The following is a 16,490-nucleotide window of genomic DNA, read 5'->3' on the forward strand; positions in this document are numbered from 1 at the left end:
ATGCACCCGCTTGTCGCATCCTGACTATGACACCGGTATCAATCATTCAAGCCGTAACGATGAAAACACGAGCGATGGTCTACGCACTGTGCGACCGTATGAGATTGGGACGTAACTGCGCGGCTGATTCCCACCATTCCGAAACGCGCGCGGTCAGCGCCTTCGCCATCGAGGCACTGCTCGATCCTGATAAGCGGGAGCATGTTGCCGGCGCGATTTCCGCAGATGGCGCAGCGATCTGCGAGGTAGCTGGAGGGAGGGTAAAAGTCATGGCTGCACCGCACCTTAGGCGGCGCAGCCAGAGGATATTACCTGCGCACTTCATCGAACGCTTGCTTCGGTAACCGCGGCACCGGTTGCCGCGGATTCCTTCGCTACAGCCGATGCTCTTACGCCTGCCTTCCGAACACCACGCTAGCCGGCGGCCTTGCCGAAAAGCCCGAGCTTGCGGCGACGCGGCGGCGCTTTGGCGGGAGCGGTGCTCTTGACCGCCGCATCAGGAGCCTCATCGGCGGAGGATTGCGCCGGGATCTCTGCCGTAACCGTATCCGTCGGTTCCGGAGCATCGCTCTTGCCTGCCGGCCCCTTGGCCTTTCGTGCCGCTGTCCTGGCGGGCTTGGATCGCGCCGCCTGCGACTTTACCTTCGCACTCTTGCCCTTCGTCCCCGCCGCCTGCGATTTTTCATCGATGCTGGGGGCAACGTCATCGCCCGCCACCACAGGCGCAGCGACGGGGGCCGACTTCTTGCCGAGACCGATCTTTTCGGCGATCTCGCGACGCAGCGCGGCAAAGCTGGGCGCGGTCATCGGGTAGCTAGCGGGGAGGTTGTATCGCTCGCGATAGGTTTCCGGCGTCAACCCATGAGTCGCGAGATGACGCTTGAGCGTCTTGTATGGCTTGCCGTCGATGAGGCTGAGTATCTGATCGGGTGACGCGAGGCTCTTTCGCACCGATACGGCCGGGATATGCGTCGTTTCGACGTCTACAGCGGCGGATTTTGCGACGTCTCCCGTCAGCGCTTGACGGGTGGACCGGATCAGAAATGCAAGGTCGGTCGATGCCACAGTGTTGTTTGACAGGTAAGCGCTCAACAATTGCACGGTGAGTGCGGTCACTTCAGTGGCGTTGTCGGTATCAGGCATTTCTGGCGGTGCTCCGGACGATTTTGAACAGGTGAAAGTGTGATTTATACAGGAAAACTATACTTCGACGCCTGAACAACGCAAATCAAGCGCAAATGGTCGCCTGACTTCGCTGGCGCGCGCGTCGCTGCGGCGGATTATCAACTCAAGTGTCCGGGTCGAGGATGGCCAGATATTCGCGGCCGGTCCCCCGCACCGATCGGTCGGGCCGCCAGCGCCGGCTGCGCAATGACGGCGTGTACGATCAGAACCGGCGGGAGACGCCGAAATACACTTCCAGGTCGTCGGCATGGCGATCCAGCCCGACATTGGCACCGGCATCGAGCTGAAGGTCGTCCGTCGGTTGCCAGCCCAAGGAAAGCCCGGAGAGATGCTCGACATGATGTCCTTGCGGATCCCTATCGGCAAGCACCTGGTACTCCGCCGTGAGAGTGAGCTTCTCGTTCAATTTCGAGGCCAGGCCCGCCGCCTCGCTGGCGGCGAAATGCCTGCCCGATCCGTCCTCGTCTACCGCCGCGTCGAACTCGGTGGTGGTGACGATGCTGAACCGGTCCGACACTTCATACGACAGCGGCACGCGCAGTCCGGCGGACCAGTCCCCGGCACCGAAAGGTTGCCGGCCGACGGGCAGCGATACGAAGGGAGCTACCGCCATGGATAACCCCGATCCGTCGGGATGTAGGACGTTGCGGCGCAGGCCCAGGGTGACGTCCCCGCCACCATTGCGATGATCGACCTTTCTCAACTCGTCGCGGGTGCGGGAAAACCCTATGCCCGCCCACTCGACCTGGAGTTCGGCATGGTCCGCGACGCCATAGCGCACGAGCACGTCCGCAGCCCGCAGGATGTCCGTCCTGCCGCCGCTATCGCGGTCGGTCGTCCAGTCGCCGACCCCAAGCTCCACGGAATAGGTGCCGGGGGACATCGTGCAGGCGGGCGTTCCGATGCCGGGCCGGTCCGGGCAGTAATCGCGCTGCTGCGCGCCGGCTTGCGATGAGAGAACAACGAGACCGGCAGTAAGAAGTGCCGCAATACGCATGTTGGAAGCCCCCGACTGGATAGACGCTAATACCTCTCTCCCGGCCTCTGTTCCCGGCGAGAGCGAGGCCGGGCGTGCACGAGACCCCGGATGAGACTCGTCATATATCCGACATTCTGTAGCATCGGCGAAGGCATCGATGGATCGCGGAGCGGGCGCGTTTGCCGGTGAGCGACCGGAACAATTGCCTGCGGTCGTCTTTACATAAAGCGAAGGAGATACCCAGATGATTGGCAAGATTGTTGGAGCGATCGCAGGCAGCCAGGTTGCCCGGCATGTCCGTGGCGTCGACGGGACGGGTGGTGCCTTGCTCGGCGTAGCCGCCACCGCCGTCCTGCGCCGCATGGGCCCGGTGGGACTGATAGCGACCGCCGTGGGCGGCTATGCGCTGAAGAAGTACGCCGATCGCCGCAAGGCCGCGCAGACCGGTACGGTCTCCGCCGCCGCGAACGCCCGCCCGACCCAGACACAGGCTTGAAGCAAGGCCATCACACCGGCGGAGGTTGGCTACCGGCGGACCCGGACTGTCCCGCCTCAACGAACCGTTTCAATCCTTGCCTCTCCGCCTGAATTCCATCGTGCCTTCCGGCCTGTGCAGCGTCAGCGTCGGTCCTTCCAGATCGGCAAATGATCCGGTGAGGTCTGCCACTCCGAAATCATTGGGGGTCAGCTTGAAGATCGCGGTCCGGCCGTCGCGCGCTTCGAGCGGCAATCTCTCCGATTTCAGGCGATACGAGGGCATGCTGAAGCTAATGAATCGCACGCTGCGCCGCTGGTCCTGCGGCGGGAACCAGCTATCGCCCGGCGTATATCCCTCCACAGGATCGCCGTGATCGAACTCGACCCGGAAATCCACTCCCGGAACGTCACGACCGTCCGGGCCTAGGACCCTGAAGCCAAAGGGTTGTCCAGGCGTCAGGTCCGTACGGTCGGCGGTGACGGTCGGGGCGACCGGCCGCGGGTCGCTCGTCAGTTCGATGCGCCGGTCCACTACCTTCCAGCGTCCCGAGGCCCGTTCGTCCAACGAGCCGACGGTGAAGCCGTACTCGAACGTACCGTCCTCTCTCAGCAGGATTCCGGCGACGAGTTCCATTTCGGAATGCACATACTCGCCTGCCGGCGACGACCGCGAATCGACCGCCGGTCCGGCATCCTGCGCATGGGCCGGTTGGCTCGCGCAGGCGATCAGCGCACCTGCCGCCACGCCGAATCCCAGAACAGCGCCTTCAACGGCATGCCGTTTCGTTCTCATCCTCACGCCCTTCCATGACATTCGCCGCCACGCGCCCCGTCGGTGTGGTCAGGACCTCGCATATACCTGTTCTAGCACCATGGCGGCAGCTCCCCGCGCATAGGCGCTTTTGTCCCAGACCTTGAAGTGAAGCTTGGTCCGCCGTCGCAAGGCCGGGAAGGTGTTTTGCTCGAGGGCAGCAAAGAATGTGCCGCGAAGCCGGTCCATCATCGCCATCGGCGGGCCCATGATGATGATGGCTTCGGGGTCCTGCATGGTGATGTGATTGGCGACCGCCACGCCCAGATAGTGACTGGCCTGCTCGAGAACCGGCCAGATATCTATTTCGGCGGCCGCGTGCTCGCCCATCAACCTGGCGAAGCATGCATTCATGGTTTCGTACGAAGGGGACGGACGGCCCAGGTGCTCACAGGACTGCTGCGTGATCGACTGGACCGAGCAATAGGCCTGAAGGCAGCCTCGTGCACCGCAGAAACAGGGACGCCCGATGTCCGGCACGATCTTGGTATGGCCGAACTCGGAGGCGATGCCGTGGGCGCCGCTGATAAGCTGGCCTTCCCGGTAGAGCGAGGCACCGATTGCGAGATCGATGTTGATGAGCGTGAAGTCGTCCGCATGGGCGCCTGCCCCGTACCAATGCTCTCCACGCGCGAGAAGGTTGATATTGTTGTCGACCAGCGTGGGAATGCCCAAGGCGCGGGCGACGATGCCGCCGAAATCGCATGGCCCCGGCTCAAACGTGACGATCTGCTCGACGGTGCCGGTGCGGCTGTCGACGATGCCAGGCAACCCTATGCCGATCCGGAAGATGTCCTCACGGCGCACCTGGCTCTGTCCGATCGCATTTTCGAGCGCCGCGACAAATTGCTCGGCAAGGTTCTCGATCCGCGTCGTGGTTGCAAGCCTGGCTTTCGCGCCCCCGAGACTTTCTCCCCTCAGATTCACAATTTCCGTGAGGACGTGGCCATCGCCCGTCGCAGTAGTGCCGATCACGTACTTGCCGGCAGGATTGATCCGCAGGTTGACCCGGGGTCGCCCGGCGGAGCTGGAGACGACTTTCTCCTCGATCACGATTCCGCGCTTGACCAGGTCCGACGTGATTGCGGTGATGGTTCCGCCGGTGAGGCCCGTCAGCGCGACCAGTTCGGTCCGGGCAACCGGTTCTGCCGCACGAAGCTTCTTCAGCAACAGCAGACGGTTAAATTCCTGGTCGGAAAGACGCATGGACGTCTCATCCACGAATTGGCCAACCTTCGCAATACCGGCGTCCGGTCGGTTATTTTAGTGACTAAAATTTTCTCGCGACAAGCTTTCGCGAATCTGCCAACCCTGTCTCTCCACCGCCAGCACATGTCGATACAACGACAGCGGCGACGATGGGACCAATCGGCAACCCGGAACAAAATCCGCAGGTGCCAGGCAGGGGAGAGAGCATGAAAAGGACTTTCGGATACGTCGGTCAGTGCGCCCTGATCGACGTATCGATGATCCCGCTCGCGCCGTTCGCGGCCATCGCGCAAGAAAGCCAAGAGCAGGATGCCGAGGCGCCGCTGAGCGGCACCGGCCGGCTCGCAGACCGTTTCGCTCGACACGCCGACCATTGCCGCGGTGCCAACTCGACCGCGCAACTCCTTGCCAGCGTCCCGCACGCAGCCTCGTTCAACGCCGCGCCGATCGTATCGGCGATCAATTCGAGCCAGATCAGGATCAACCGCCCGAACCTGCGCAACCTGCCGGGCGCGTCCGGGGGCGGCTCGTCGACGCTGATCCTTGTCGACGGCCATCGCCCGGCCGGCATGAGTCCCGCTTCCCCTTCCCGAGAATACGGAGCTTTCCCATGAAGCGTGCGTACGAAACAGCGAATACCAACACCAGGACCGGCAAGCGCGTAAGGCTGGCATTCGTGTCCGTCGCGATCGCGGGATCGGCCATCGCCCATGTCTCGCCGGTCGATGCCCAGCCCGCCCGGACGACGACGGCAGCCGCCCCCGCTCCGGACCCGCTGTTCACCCAGCCCTACATCGACATCGACGAATGGCGTGATGCGCCGGTCCGCCATCGCTACGTCCATGGTGGCTTCAAGGGAACCGACACCCGCTTTTCGTTCTACCTGCCGCCCAAGGACCGTTACCAGGGTCGCTTCTTCCAGCACTTCACGCCCGCTCCGGACAACGAGAACCTGGCGCAACGGCCGACCTCGCCTGCCAACGACAAGATCAGCTTCTCTATCGCCAGCGGCGGATATTTCGTGGAAACCAATGGCGGCGGGCCGGCGGTGGCTGGCTTCGGATCGGCCGAACCTACGGTCGGCGCCTATCGCGCCAATGCAGCCGCCGCGCAGTATTCACGGGTCGTGGCATTGCAGATGTACGGGGGAAAGCGGCCTTACGGCTATGCCTATGGCGGCAGCGGCGGGGCCTATCGCACGGTCGGATCGATGGAGAATACGCGCGGAGTCTGGGACGGCGCCGTTCCGCACGTACTTGGTTCGAGCATGGCGATTCCCAACAGCTTCACGGTGCGCATGCACGCCATGCGCCTGCTCAACGACAAGTTCCCGCAAATCGTCGATGCCATGGAACCGGGGGGCAGCGGCGATCCCTATGCCGGGTTGAACGACGAACAGGCCGCGGCCTTGCGCGAAGTGACCCGCATGGGCTTTCCGCTTCAGTCGTGGTTCGGTTGGAAGACGATGGGCATTCACGGTTTTGCCGCCCTTTATGGCGGCGTGGTGATGGCCGACCCAGGCTACTTCACCGATTTCTGGACGAAGCCTGGCTACTACGGCTTCGACCACCCCGAAAGCTTCACGGGATACAGATTGCAGCACAAGGCGACGATCGCCGGTCTGATTACCGGCGCGGATGCCCGGCGCCAGAAACTCGAGACCAGCGTGACCAACGGCAAGATCGCCGGCAACGTGGACGACAGCTTCGCGGCAATGCAAGGCAAGGAGGCGCAATATGTCGTTGCGGTCCGCCTGTCCTCCCCGCCACCGGCCGTGCAGTTCCTGGGCGGCGATCTCATCGTGCTTTCCGGGGCGGCCAAGGGAACCCGGCTGACCCTGAGCCGGATCGAGGGCGACACCGCGATCTTCGGCATCGTCGATCCGGCCGTAGCCGCAAAGCTGGCCCGCGGTGACGAGGTCCAGGTCGACAACAGCAACTTCCTGGCCGCGCAGACCTACCATCGCCACCAGGTGCCGGGCCCGGAATTCAAGGTCTGGGACCAATTCCGGGGTGCGGACGGCAAGCCGACGTACCCGCAACGACCGATGCTCCTGGGCCCGATCTTTACGAAAGCGACGGCGGGCTCGGTCCCGGAAGGCAATTTCGAGGGCAAGATGATCCTTGTCGAATCGCTGTGGGATCGCGAGGCCTATCCCTGGTCGGCGGATTGGTATCGTGCGCGGGTCGAGAAGCATTTCGGCGCGAAGGCGAACGACCACTTCCGCCTCTGGTTCACCGACCATGCCCTGCATGGCGACAGCGATACGCAGGAAGATGCGATCCATACCGTCAGTTACGTGCCAGTTCTCAACCAGGCGCTGCGCGACGTCGCGCTCTGGGTCGAGAAGGGGATCGCCCCCCTCCCCTCGACGAACTACCGGTACGAGGACGGCCAGATCATCGTGCCCCCAACCGCGGCCGCGCGCGGCGGCATCCAGCCCGTGGTCACGCTGACAGTCGATGGCCGCGAACGCGCGGACATCACCGCCGGCCAGACCGTGACATTCAGGGGAACGATCGACGTACCGCCTGGCGCGGGGACGGTCATTGCGGCGGAATGGGACTTCGAGGGGGCCGGGACGTTCGCAGTCCAGTCCGCCATCGCCCCAAAGGCGAAAACGGCCACGTTCACCATCACGCACAAGTTCGATACGCCCGGAACCTATTTTCCGGTCTTGCGCGGCATTTCCCAGCGCGATGGCGACAGGGTCACCGCATTCGGGCGCATCCAGAATCTCGGAAGGGTCCGCGTAACGGTCAAGTGACGCGTTCGACGAGGCGCGGCAAAAAACGAGGGTGGGCGCCGATGCAGCACATCGCCCTCGCGGTCGGTGGAGACCGCTAGATCGATCCATGGCGACATGCCCAAAATAGCAACGTAGCGTATATTTATCAACTTGCGCTCACCCATCGATAAAAGTACGATGCGTATCTTAAAGAGCATCGAGACATCGTCGTTTCCAAAGCGGCGCGATGGGGAGGATATTGGAATGCGGCCCTCTTCCAGACGTAAGAACATGCTGGGTTGGCGCGACCGCTGCTCGAACGTTGACTGCAGGCATGCGCGACGATCCGATGAAAGCCCATTCGCTTTCGAGGATGCCAAAGCATGACGTTTGCTTTGGACAGGCGCACCAGGGACGACGGCGACTGCCTCGCCGCGATCCACCCTGCGGATTTCTTCGCCGACACGCTGCCCGGGCTACTGGGCGCTCATGGCCCGATCGCCGCGGCCGCATACCATGCGCTATCCGCGAAACCTCTCAGCCTCGACGTTGCTGGAGACGTGTGGACGCTATACTCTTCCGGCGAGACGATCGACATCGCCAGGTCGCCGCTGGCAAATGCCCTGGTCGTTTCACTTTCGCCCACCCAGTTTACGGACCTGGCTCAAAATCAGATAACCTTCAACGGCCTGCTCGTTGCGCGCAGCCTGTCATTTCACGGCGGCACGCTTGAAGACGTGTCCATCTGGGATTCCCTGTGGATGGCAATCCTGGAGGGCTGGCCGGTGGTAGATCCAAAGCTGGATTTCCGCTCCCTCGACGGAGACCCGCTCGATCTGTGCCGAGCCTTTTCATCCGACGATGATCCGGCAGAGATTGCCCATTTCCTTCGCGAAACCGGCTTCGTGCTTCTGCGCGGCTGGATCGATCCCGCCGATGTCGAGGCGATTTCAGCAGACATGGATCACTCGCTGGGCGACTATCGCGAAGGCGACGGCAAATCCTGGTGGGCAGACATAGCCGACGGGTCGCGCGTCTGCGTCCGGCTCCAGGAATTTGTCGAGCGATCTCCCACGACGGCCGCCATCCTCTCCGGCGCGCGATGGGAGCGGATGATCCGAATCCTGGAAGGGATGGATGCCTTGGCCCGAAAGCCCGTCGAAGGGCGTATCATCGAAGCCCTGTTCAAGCCCGTCGGGGTCGTTTCAGGGCCTTCGGATCTCTCGTTCCACCGCGACTGCCACCTCGGCCGCCACAGCTATGCGTGCGCGCGCATGACGGTGGGCATCGCCATCACGTCCGCCAGCGAAGCGAATGGGCAGCTTAGGGTGATCGCCGGGTCTCACCGCCTCGCCATGCCGGTGGAAATCGCGAAGACCGCACCGTACCTGCCTGTAGTGGCGCTCTCGACCGCACCGGGCGATGTCACCGTCCATCTCTCCTGTACCCTGCACGATGCGACCAGTCCGGTCTCCGCCGAACGTCGCGTGCTCTACACCGAAATTCCGCTCGAACCCAAGGGCGGGGTGCTGGTCGACACCTCGGTCGGACACTTGCGCGAACGGGTGAACGATCTTCTTCGCGATCAAGATACGTCGCGGAGATAGCCGTCCTGCCCGTGAACCGAAACCGCTGATCCCGGTTTGCGGCACAGCCGGATTGTGTCATGTGGGATGGCGGCCTCGGACGCGGTCGTTTCAGCGAAGTGCCGGGCCCTGGGGTCATCGCCTGTCCCCGAGCCAAACTGTCCGGGAAAAGTTCGCCGACCCAATGCCGAGTTGCCCGAAAATGCCCGCCTCCAAGCCCGAGAGCACAAAGACCGCAAACATTCGCCCGACCGGGCGAGGCCGGCCTTCGCAAAGGCAGTCCCAGGCAATCACGGCGGCCATCCTCGATGCGGCGACCGCGCTGTTCCTCAAGGACGGCTTCGATGGCACTTCGATGGAAGCCGTAGCTAGCGCGGTGCAAATCCCGAAGACCACGCTGTACAAGCGCTATCCCGACAAACTCGGACTCCTCAACGCCGTGCTGGCCAACAAAGTGGCGTCATGGTCGCAAGTGACCTCGAAACAGAACACCAAGCTCACCAGCGACCTGCGACAACGCCTCACCCACAACGTGACGACCATGCTCTTGTGGACGACCAAGTCCGAAGTGCGCGCATTCCGGAAACTCGCGCTGAGCGCATCGGGTAGATCCAGCGGCGCTCTCACCGACTTCCTGGGCTACACCGGCATGGTGGATTATCTCGGCTCCGAAATTCGCGTCCATGGGCCGGCATCGGGCATTCACGCCAAGGCGCCCGAACGCATTGCCGAGGCCATCATGGCCATGATCTCGGGTTGGGTGAACAGCCGAGGCGCCGAGACTCCGATTTCCGCAGAAGACGCAAGCACCCAGGCCGCGTTCATCATCGACGTCCTCGTGGATGGACACCAAGCCTGGTGACATCGCCGGTCCCCGAATGAAATACCCCAACCGAGGCGTCGCCACGGAGATCGTGTCGCCGCAGCCCGGCGACACCCTCAGGACCAGGCTGTTCGAGCCCAACCGCAGCGTGGCGGTCGAAGCCAGCCCGCCTACCGCCGCGCTGACCATGCAGGCTCTGCAACTTCGTGGTGGGACCGGCATCGGGCACGACGAAATCGGGATTGGCGGCGCCCTCGACGGCGCTGCCAGGCGCCCGGCGCCAGTTCTCACGGGTGATGCCGACATCGTTGTAGCTCGTCGCCATCTCGATCGCAGGAATATAGACGAGGCGGGTCTTCGGGTTGAAGGCCATCGGCAGCCAGGTATGGGCACCGACGGGGCTAGGCCACATGGTGAAGGTCTTGCCGTTCGGGTAGCGGGCACCGGAGTTCTCTACCGGCCGTCCACTCTTGAGGTCGATGCGCGAGGCCCAGGTCACCTTCACGAAGGGCTTGGCAGAGATCAGCTTACCGCTGATCCGATCGATGACGTAGAAGAAACCGTTTTTTAGGCGCGGTTATCAGGACCTGCCGCCGCTTGCCGTCGATATCGAGATCGGCCAGTTCCATGCCCATCGAGGCGTTGTAGTCCCAGCTCTCGCCGGGGTTGACCTGATAGTGCCACTTGTAGGCGCCGGTCCGCGCATCGAGCGCCCCGGCCGCCCGATCGACGCCGGAGACCTCGCCATCGCCCGCCGCCAGTTCGCCAACCTCGGCTATGCAATGGTCCACGATCTCGCAATGGGACGGCTCGACGGAATCGAACTGGGCCGTCAGCTCTGCTTCGGTCTCGTCACTACCCTCCGGTCGCTCCTTGGCGACGGCTGGCGCCAATGCGGCAAGTAGGCCGACCCGCGCTGTCGACCTGCGAGATTAACCTCCGTGTTTGCCCCGGTATTGCTGGTGCGAATTTAGATGCCGTAATGGGCCCGCATCTAGTGTGCCTGCCCACCCGGACGGGGCACGAGGTGCGCGTGCAGTGCGGTGGCGTCTGCTATCCAGGCAGGCGCGGCGGCGCCTTCGAAGTGGGCTGCCGCCCGGCGGTCGCCCCGCACTAGCACGACTTGTGCCGCGGCCTCGGCGGTGGACACTGCCGGCAAGGGCGCTTCTGCGCTTTGCACCCTGATCTCCCCGGCATGGTACGGCCTCTCGCCGATGCGCACCGAACCGGCGACTACGGCTATCAGCAGTTCGGTTTCCCAGAGCGATGCCGGCAGGATGGTTTCGCCCGGACCAGCCTTTACCACATGGATAGCCGGGCCAGCGGTCGGCTCACCCAGCAGGCCGGAAATCGCCGCGCCTTCGGACAAGGCCTCGCCCCGCCCGTTGACGAAGCCGCGGACACACGATCCCCCCGTAGTGGCGACGGCGGCCGTTCCCCGATTTCCTTCCGGGAGGGGATAGGGCCTGCCCTCCACCGGCGCGCCGTAGATTTCGTCATATTCGAAAACCGTCAATTCGTCTTTTTTGGTCGCGATCGTCGCCTGGTTGCCGCGCCTGTCGCCCATCACCAGCATCATCCAGTTCTCCGGCGCGACGGGATGCTCCTGATAGACCATGCCCGATTCCTGGAACGAATAGTCGCCCGGATTGAGCTTGCGACCGGCCAGGCTCCACTGCCCGCGCAGGATGGTGCGGAACTGGTCGCTGCCGTGGTGGTGCAGCGGATCGATGCTGTGGCGCCAGTCGAGCGGTTCATCGTCGCGGATCGACACCAGGCCCAGTTGTATCATCGGGCCGACCTGCTCGTCGCCGATGCCGAAGATGAAGGCGCGCAACGATCCTTTCTCGGTCAGCTTCGGCCATGCGTCCTTCGCAGCATAGGAAAAGTCGAGATGATCGCCTTCGATCGCCAGTCCGCCATGTCCCTGAAACATCCGCCTCTCTCCGTCCGTGCCTGGCGATCGCGCGCCTGGCTCTCGGGACGCTGATAGGACGAAACGCAGCATCCATGGAAAGCATAACTGCCGCGCCTATATGTCGATAGGACATGCTGGGACATGCTGGGACATCCGCTAGAGCAGTGCAGGTCTCGGCTGGCGCAGCGCCAGGTCGATGAATTCGCGGACTTGCGCCTTGCGCCGATCGACATACGCGAAGCCGATGTCTGCCGTCTGCGGCGGGTTGAACCGTCGCACGGCAACGCCCTCGTAGCGGCTGGCGATGAAGCGCCAGGCATGGAACGAGCCGACCCCCGCCTGCACCATCGGAAACAGCACGCTCAGATCCTCGACTTCGAGCACGATGTTCGGCCGGATGCCGGCCCGCAGGAACAGGTCGTCGAAGGTCTTCTGGCGGCGGGTCGAGGCCTGGATCGAGATCATCGGAATGGTCGTGAGATCGCAAAGCGTGACCGGGTCGGGCAGGTCGAGGTCGGGTGGCGATACGAGCACGACCTCAAGGCTGTCCCATGCCACCCAACGCGCCCCGTGGCTGAGGGTAGGCATCTGCCCGAAGACGATGTCGATCTGTTCGTTGGCCAGGGCGTCGGTCATCGCCTCGACCGATTCAGTGGTCGTCAGGTTCAGGTGCATGTCGGGATAGCGCTGGACCAGATCGTGAAACGCCGGTGCGATAGCGGCCAGCATCGTCGACTGTGCGGCGATGTTGAGCAGCGGGGCCTGCCGCTTCAGCAGGGCCGACCGCTGAACTTCCTGCACCGCCGCCACGGCCCGTCGCGCCGGTATCAGCGCAGCCTCCCCCTCGGCCGTCAATATGAGCTTGCGGTCGCTGCGCTTCAGCAGGGCCGTCCCCAGTTCCTGCTGAAGCTGTGCCAGCGCGCGGGACAGCACCGGCTGGGTGACGCCCAGCCTGGCGGCGGCCTGGGTCAACGAGCCTTCGTCGGCAACCGCCGTAAGGTAGCGAAGCTGTTGCAGAGTGATAGCCATACGGCATGGGTAGCGGACGGGCTCCGGAATTTCCCCTGCCGGAAGAGAGGTGGCAACGGCCTTTTCCGTACCGGCCGAATCCGCGATCGGGCACTTGCCATGTCTTGATGACATGTGAAGCCCGCAGTTATGTCCGCCGGTCGACTTGCGCCAGCGCCCGTGGATTTTATTCTCCATCATGCGGTTCCGCCACCGGGCGGGAACGTGAAATGCCAACAGGCAACATATATATCGGGGGAGGATGCGGGACATGCCGATGCGGCGACCGGGACACGTGACTTTGGCTCTGGCGATCGGGGTGTCGCTGCCGTCCGTTGCATGGGCGCAAGCCCCGCAGCAGGAGGCGGTCAGCCTGGACGACATTGTCGTTACCGCCCAGCGGCGCGAGGAGAACCTTCAGACGGTGCCGATTTCGGTAACCGCGCTAGGCACGGTCAAACTGGAACAGCAGCAGGTTACCGACGTCGTGTCGTTGACCCGCGTCGTGCCCGGCTTGCAGGCCAAGCCGACCCTGACGCCGCTCGAAATATCGGTCGCCATTCGCGGCGTCACCCAGTTGGTGCCCTCGATCAATGCCGACCCCGCCATCGGCAGCTATGTCGACGGGGTCTACAACGTCGTCAATGCCGGCTCGAACAACGCCATGATCGACATGGAGCGGGTGGAAGTGCTGAAGGGCCCGCAGGGCACGCTGTTCGGCCGTAACACCATCGGCGGCGCCATCAGCATCACGACCGCCAAGCCCACGCCCGAATTCGGCGGCTACGTCGAGGGCAGCTACGGCAACTACGATGCATGGACCGGCACCGCCGTCCTCAACGTGCCGTTGCGGCCGGGGATCATCGACACCCGCTTCGTGTACCAGCACAGCCAGCACGACGGCTACGGCCGCAATTTCACGACCGGCAATCCGACCAGCACGTTCAATCAGGACTACTTCCGCGGCACGGTGCGTCTCAGCCAGGACAGCGGGACCGAGGCGCTCATCAGCGGCTTCTACGCCAATGCGGAGGGCTTCGGCTTTCCCACAAATCTCGCCTACTTCGATCCCTCCAATTTCCTCAACGGCCTGATCCCCGCTCTCAGCGGCAATCCCGGTGACCTTTTGAGCAACTACGTGAATGCCGCCGGACGCGGCCGGCACGACAGCTACTCGAACACCGATTCGCGGTTTGCGCTGCGCCAGTTCGGGATCACCGGAACGCTCAGCGTGCCCGTCACCGATGCCGTGAACTTTCGTTCCATCACCGCTTACACCCGCACGCGCTACAATACCGCGAACGATCTGGACGGCACGCCCTACGACGTTCTGGAACTGGTAGACTATCCCATCGCGACCAAGCAGTTCTCGCAGGAAGCGCAGCTCTTCGGCGATGCGCTCGACGGCCGGCTGACGTGGATAGGCGGGGTCTACTACTTCCAGGTCACGGGCAGTCAGTTCAGCCAGGCGGCGGTGCTGCAGTCGCTCGTGGGCCCCACCGTCAATATCGGCGGACCGATCATCAAGAACCAATCGTATTCCGCTTTCGGCCAGGCGACGTACGAGATCGCGCCGGGGCTGCGTCTGACGGCAGGCCTGCGCTACGTCGTGGACAAGCGCCGCGCGCTATATCGCGATCACATCGCCACCAATGACTACACCTACCTGGTGTGCAGCCTGGCCAATGCCCCGGGCGATCCCGACCCCCAAGCCTGCCGCTTCGAGGACCGGGCGAAGTATCACTACTTGCCCTTCACTCTCGGCGTCGACTACGAGGTCGCGCCCGGTGCGATGGTCTATGCCAAGGTCTCGCGCGGGTTCCGGTCGGGTGCCTTCGGGCTTACCGGGCCGGCGGCCACCTTCCCCGGCAACGGCATCACGCCGGAGCAAGCGGCCGCGGCCAACACCTCCGCCATCGCCCAGTTCGGCCCGGTCGCCCCTGAAAAGCTCGTCAGCCCGGAAGTGGGCATCAAGATCGACCTGTTCGACAAGCACCTGCGCATCAATGCCGCGGGGTTCTATTCGGACTACAGCAACATCCAGCTCAACGTGAACGGCGACGTGCCCGCGGGCTGCACCAGTTGCACCCCGCCGGGCGTGCTGACCAACAGCGGCAAGGCGCGCATCTGGGGCGGCGAGATCGAGGTCTCGGCAATCCTGGGGCCACTGCACATCGACGGCGCCCTCGGCTATTCCGACCCCAAGTACGTCGAGGGGCCGCAGAAGGGGCAGCCGACCGTCAACGTCTCGAAGCTCAATACCTCGCTCAACGCTACCGTGCCGATCGAGACCGGCGCCGGCACCCTGACCCTCGGCGGTGGCTGGTCCTATCGTTCCAAGATGGTCATGTACTCGCTCTCGCCGGGCCTTTCGCCCGCGCTCTATCCCACCTTCTCGCAAGACGCTTTCAGCCTGTTCGATGCTCGGGTCTCGTTCGATTTCGCGAAGGTCCCCCTCGTTCTCGCACTGTTCGGGCAGAACCTGGCGAACAAGCGCTACATCGCTGCAGGGACCAGTTTCGCGCCGCCGCTGGGTTTCACCAGCAACAGCCCCGGCGTGCCCCGGACATACGGCGTCAGCGCCAAGTTCACTTTCTGAACCAAAGGAGCCGCACACGATGCTGCATGCCGAGGGAATGACGTTCGGGGCGGGTCACAGCGACCTCAGTTTCCGCGATCCGACCGGCTGGACACGCGTATCGGCAGGCGATGGCTCGCCGCCCAGCTTGTGGATCAGCCTTGGCGATCCCCAGGCGGGCCCGGCGGTGCAACTGGGCATCTGTCCGCCAGTGCCACAGGCGATGTGGCTTGATACCCATTACCACGCGACCGACCAGTTGCGCGCCGTCGTCCAGGGTGGCTTCCAGCTCCAGCGCAAACGTATGGGGCCGGGGGACTTCGGCTATCAGGCATCCGGCATTCCCTACCGCGAGGGACTGGTCGACGGCGGTGACGCGCCCTTGTGGATGTTCGCCGTCCATGGCGATCGGCGCGGCGCCCGCTCCACCACGACGCGGCACGACGGCTCGTTCGAACTGGGCGAGGTGGCGGAGGACCAGCTCGACCGTCCGGTCGCATCGCCGGACGATCCCTACTGGCGCGATGTTCCCGGCGGCGCCAGGGGCGTATCGGCGCTCGCCATCAGCGAGGGCCGCGCCGTCGGCGGGTTCCATTGGGGATGTTTCGATGATGCGCAGGACTGGCACGAACTGGCACCGGGCGTGCGGGTTTGCGCGGCCGTACTCGGAGACGCGCTCGCCGGCCCCGTCGTGCTGATGATCCGCGCCGCGCCTGGAGCGACAATCCTGCCCGAGCATGTGGCAGGATCGGAGGTCGTGCTCGTACCATTTGCCGGGTCTCTGCACAGCGGCTTTTCCCGCATTGCCCCAGGCGACGTTCGCATCGTGCCCGCAAGCGCCCGGATGACGGCCATCGTAGCCGGAGAGGCCGGCGTGGACCTCATCTACATGATCGCCGACCGCCGCGCCGTCTCGACCATGTTCGCCCCGGCGGACGGGACGACGGGCAGCGGCGAGTCGGCAACAGAAACGATTCGGTCGATCGTCGCGGCTCTGGCGTCTCGTGTCCGTGAATAGCTGGGCGCCCGGCTCGGTCGTCCGTGCGGAGGCCTCACGTCACGGTCAACACCAACATCCGCTTTCGTCACTGTTGGCCGTTCGCCAAGCGGCGCTGTTGTCCCCCAAGCTTCCGGCAGCATCCGACCGATAGTGTTGAAGAAGCCGGTTTTGACCGAGTGGAGAGATCG

Annotated in this window: 16 protein-coding genes; 8 read left to right on the forward strand and 8 right to left on the reverse strand. The window is 63.9% G+C overall.

Annotated elements, in window-relative coordinates; translation table 11 throughout:
- Positions 1–74 precede the first annotated feature (74 nt).
- Positions 75–344 carry a hypothetical protein gene (locus tag ACFFDA_RS02020; RefSeq protein WP_404477924.1) on the forward strand — a complete coding sequence of 90 codons (270 nt, stop codon included), beginning with the start codon at positions 75–77 and terminating at the stop codon, positions 342–344.
- A 70-nt stretch (positions 345–414) separates the two neighbouring features.
- Here the strand turns inward: ACFFDA_RS02020 and ACFFDA_RS02025 are convergent, their stop codons facing one another.
- Both ACFFDA_RS02025 and ACFFDA_RS02030 read right to left on the reverse strand, forming a co-directional pair.
- Positions 415–1,143: a MucR family transcriptional regulator gene (locus ACFFDA_RS02025; RefSeq protein ID WP_404477925.1), complete on the reverse strand. Its 729-nt coding sequence runs from the start codon at positions 1,141–1,143 to the stop codon at positions 415–417.
- A gap of 244 nt (positions 1,144–1,387) precedes the next feature.
- Positions 1,388–2,182, reverse strand: coding sequence for a transporter (locus ACFFDA_RS02030; protein WP_404477926.1), 795 nt, complete (start codon positions 2,180–2,182; stop codon positions 1,388–1,390).
- A gap of 226 nt (positions 2,183–2,408) precedes the next feature.
- Between ACFFDA_RS02030 and ACFFDA_RS02035 the strand changes: the two genes are divergently transcribed.
- Positions 2,409–2,660 carry a hypothetical protein gene (locus tag ACFFDA_RS02035; protein WP_404477927.1) on the forward strand — a complete coding sequence of 84 codons (252 nt, stop codon included), beginning with the start codon at positions 2,409–2,411 and terminating at the stop codon, positions 2,658–2,660.
- Positions 2,661–2,729: 69 nt separating this feature from the next.
- Here ACFFDA_RS02035 and ACFFDA_RS02040 read toward each other — a convergent pair whose 3' ends face one another.
- Complete coding sequence (locus ACFFDA_RS02040) at positions 2,730–3,386, reverse strand: hypothetical protein (RefSeq protein WP_404477928.1); 657 nt, start codon at positions 3,384–3,386, stop codon at positions 2,730–2,732.
- Positions 3,387–3,482: 96 nt separating this feature from the next.
- Positions 3,483–4,658 (reverse strand): ROK family protein, encoded by a 1,176-nt coding sequence (locus tag ACFFDA_RS02045; protein ID WP_404477929.1) that lies wholly within the window; start codon positions 4,656–4,658, stop codon positions 3,483–3,485.
- A 209-nt stretch (positions 4,659–4,867) separates the two neighbouring features.
- Between ACFFDA_RS02045 and ACFFDA_RS02050 the strand changes: the two genes are divergently transcribed.
- From ACFFDA_RS02050 to ACFFDA_RS02065, 4 genes are all read left to right on the forward strand, one after another.
- The gene (locus ACFFDA_RS02050) at positions 4,868–5,275 is read left to right on the forward strand and encodes a hypothetical protein (RefSeq protein ID WP_404477930.1); all 408 of its coding nucleotides are present in this window, start codon (positions 4,868–4,870) and stop codon (positions 5,273–5,275) included.
- The gene (locus tag ACFFDA_RS02055) at positions 5,272–7,428 is read left to right on the forward strand and encodes a hypothetical protein (protein ID WP_404477931.1); all 2,157 of its coding nucleotides are present in this window, start codon (positions 5,272–5,274) and stop codon (positions 7,426–7,428) included. Before ACFFDA_RS02050 ends, ACFFDA_RS02055 begins: the two co-directional genes overlap by 4 nt.
- A gap of 344 nt (positions 7,429–7,772) precedes the next feature.
- The gene (locus tag ACFFDA_RS02060) at positions 7,773–8,996 is read left to right on the forward strand and encodes a phytanoyl-CoA dioxygenase family protein (RefSeq protein ID WP_404477932.1); all 1,224 of its coding nucleotides are present in this window, start codon (positions 7,773–7,775) and stop codon (positions 8,994–8,996) included.
- A 181-nt stretch (positions 8,997–9,177) separates the two neighbouring features.
- A complete protein-coding gene (locus ACFFDA_RS02065; RefSeq protein WP_404477933.1) occupies positions 9,178–9,837 on the forward strand; it encodes a TetR/AcrR family transcriptional regulator in 660 nt (219 codons plus the stop codon).
- On the opposite strand, the gene ACFFDA_RS02070 is transcribed toward ACFFDA_RS02065, so the two are convergent.
- From ACFFDA_RS02070 to ACFFDA_RS02085, 4 genes are all read right to left on the reverse strand, one after another.
- A complete protein-coding gene (locus ACFFDA_RS02070; protein WP_404477934.1) occupies positions 9,800–10,303 on the reverse strand; it encodes a hypothetical protein in 504 nt (167 codons plus the stop codon). The genes ACFFDA_RS02065 and ACFFDA_RS02070 overlap by 38 nt on opposite strands.
- A 22-nt stretch (positions 10,304–10,325) precedes the next feature.
- Positions 10,326–10,691: a hypothetical protein gene (locus tag ACFFDA_RS02075; protein WP_404477935.1), complete on the reverse strand. Its 366-nt coding sequence runs from the start codon at positions 10,689–10,691 to the stop codon at positions 10,326–10,328.
- Positions 10,692–10,792: 101 nt separating this feature from the next.
- Positions 10,793–11,734 carry a hypothetical protein gene (locus ACFFDA_RS02080; RefSeq protein WP_404477936.1) on the reverse strand — a complete coding sequence of 314 codons (942 nt, stop codon included), beginning with the start codon at positions 11,732–11,734 and terminating at the stop codon, positions 10,793–10,795.
- 138 nt (positions 11,735–11,872) lie between these two features.
- Positions 11,873–12,745 carry a LysR substrate-binding domain-containing protein gene (locus ACFFDA_RS02085; RefSeq protein ID WP_404477937.1) on the reverse strand — a complete coding sequence of 291 codons (873 nt, stop codon included), beginning with the start codon at positions 12,743–12,745 and terminating at the stop codon, positions 11,873–11,875.
- 274 nt (positions 12,746–13,019) lie between these two features.
- On the opposite strand from ACFFDA_RS02085, the gene ACFFDA_RS02090 reads away from it, so the two are divergent.
- On the forward strand, positions 13,020–15,323 hold the full coding sequence (locus ACFFDA_RS02090) for a TonB-dependent receptor (protein WP_404477938.1): 2,304 nt from the start codon (positions 13,020–13,022) through the stop codon (positions 15,321–15,323).
- Positions 15,324–15,342: 19 nt separating this feature from the next.
- Entirely contained in the window at positions 15,343–16,320 is a 978-nt protein-coding gene (locus ACFFDA_RS02095; RefSeq protein WP_404477939.1) for a hypothetical protein, read from the forward strand.
- The last annotated feature ends 170 nt before the right edge of the window (positions 16,321–16,490 follow it).

The sequence above is a fragment of the Novosphingobium sp. BL-52-GroH genome (assembly GCF_044813085.1).
Taxonomy (GTDB): Bacteria; Pseudomonadota; Alphaproteobacteria; order Sphingomonadales; family Sphingomonadaceae; genus Novosphingobium.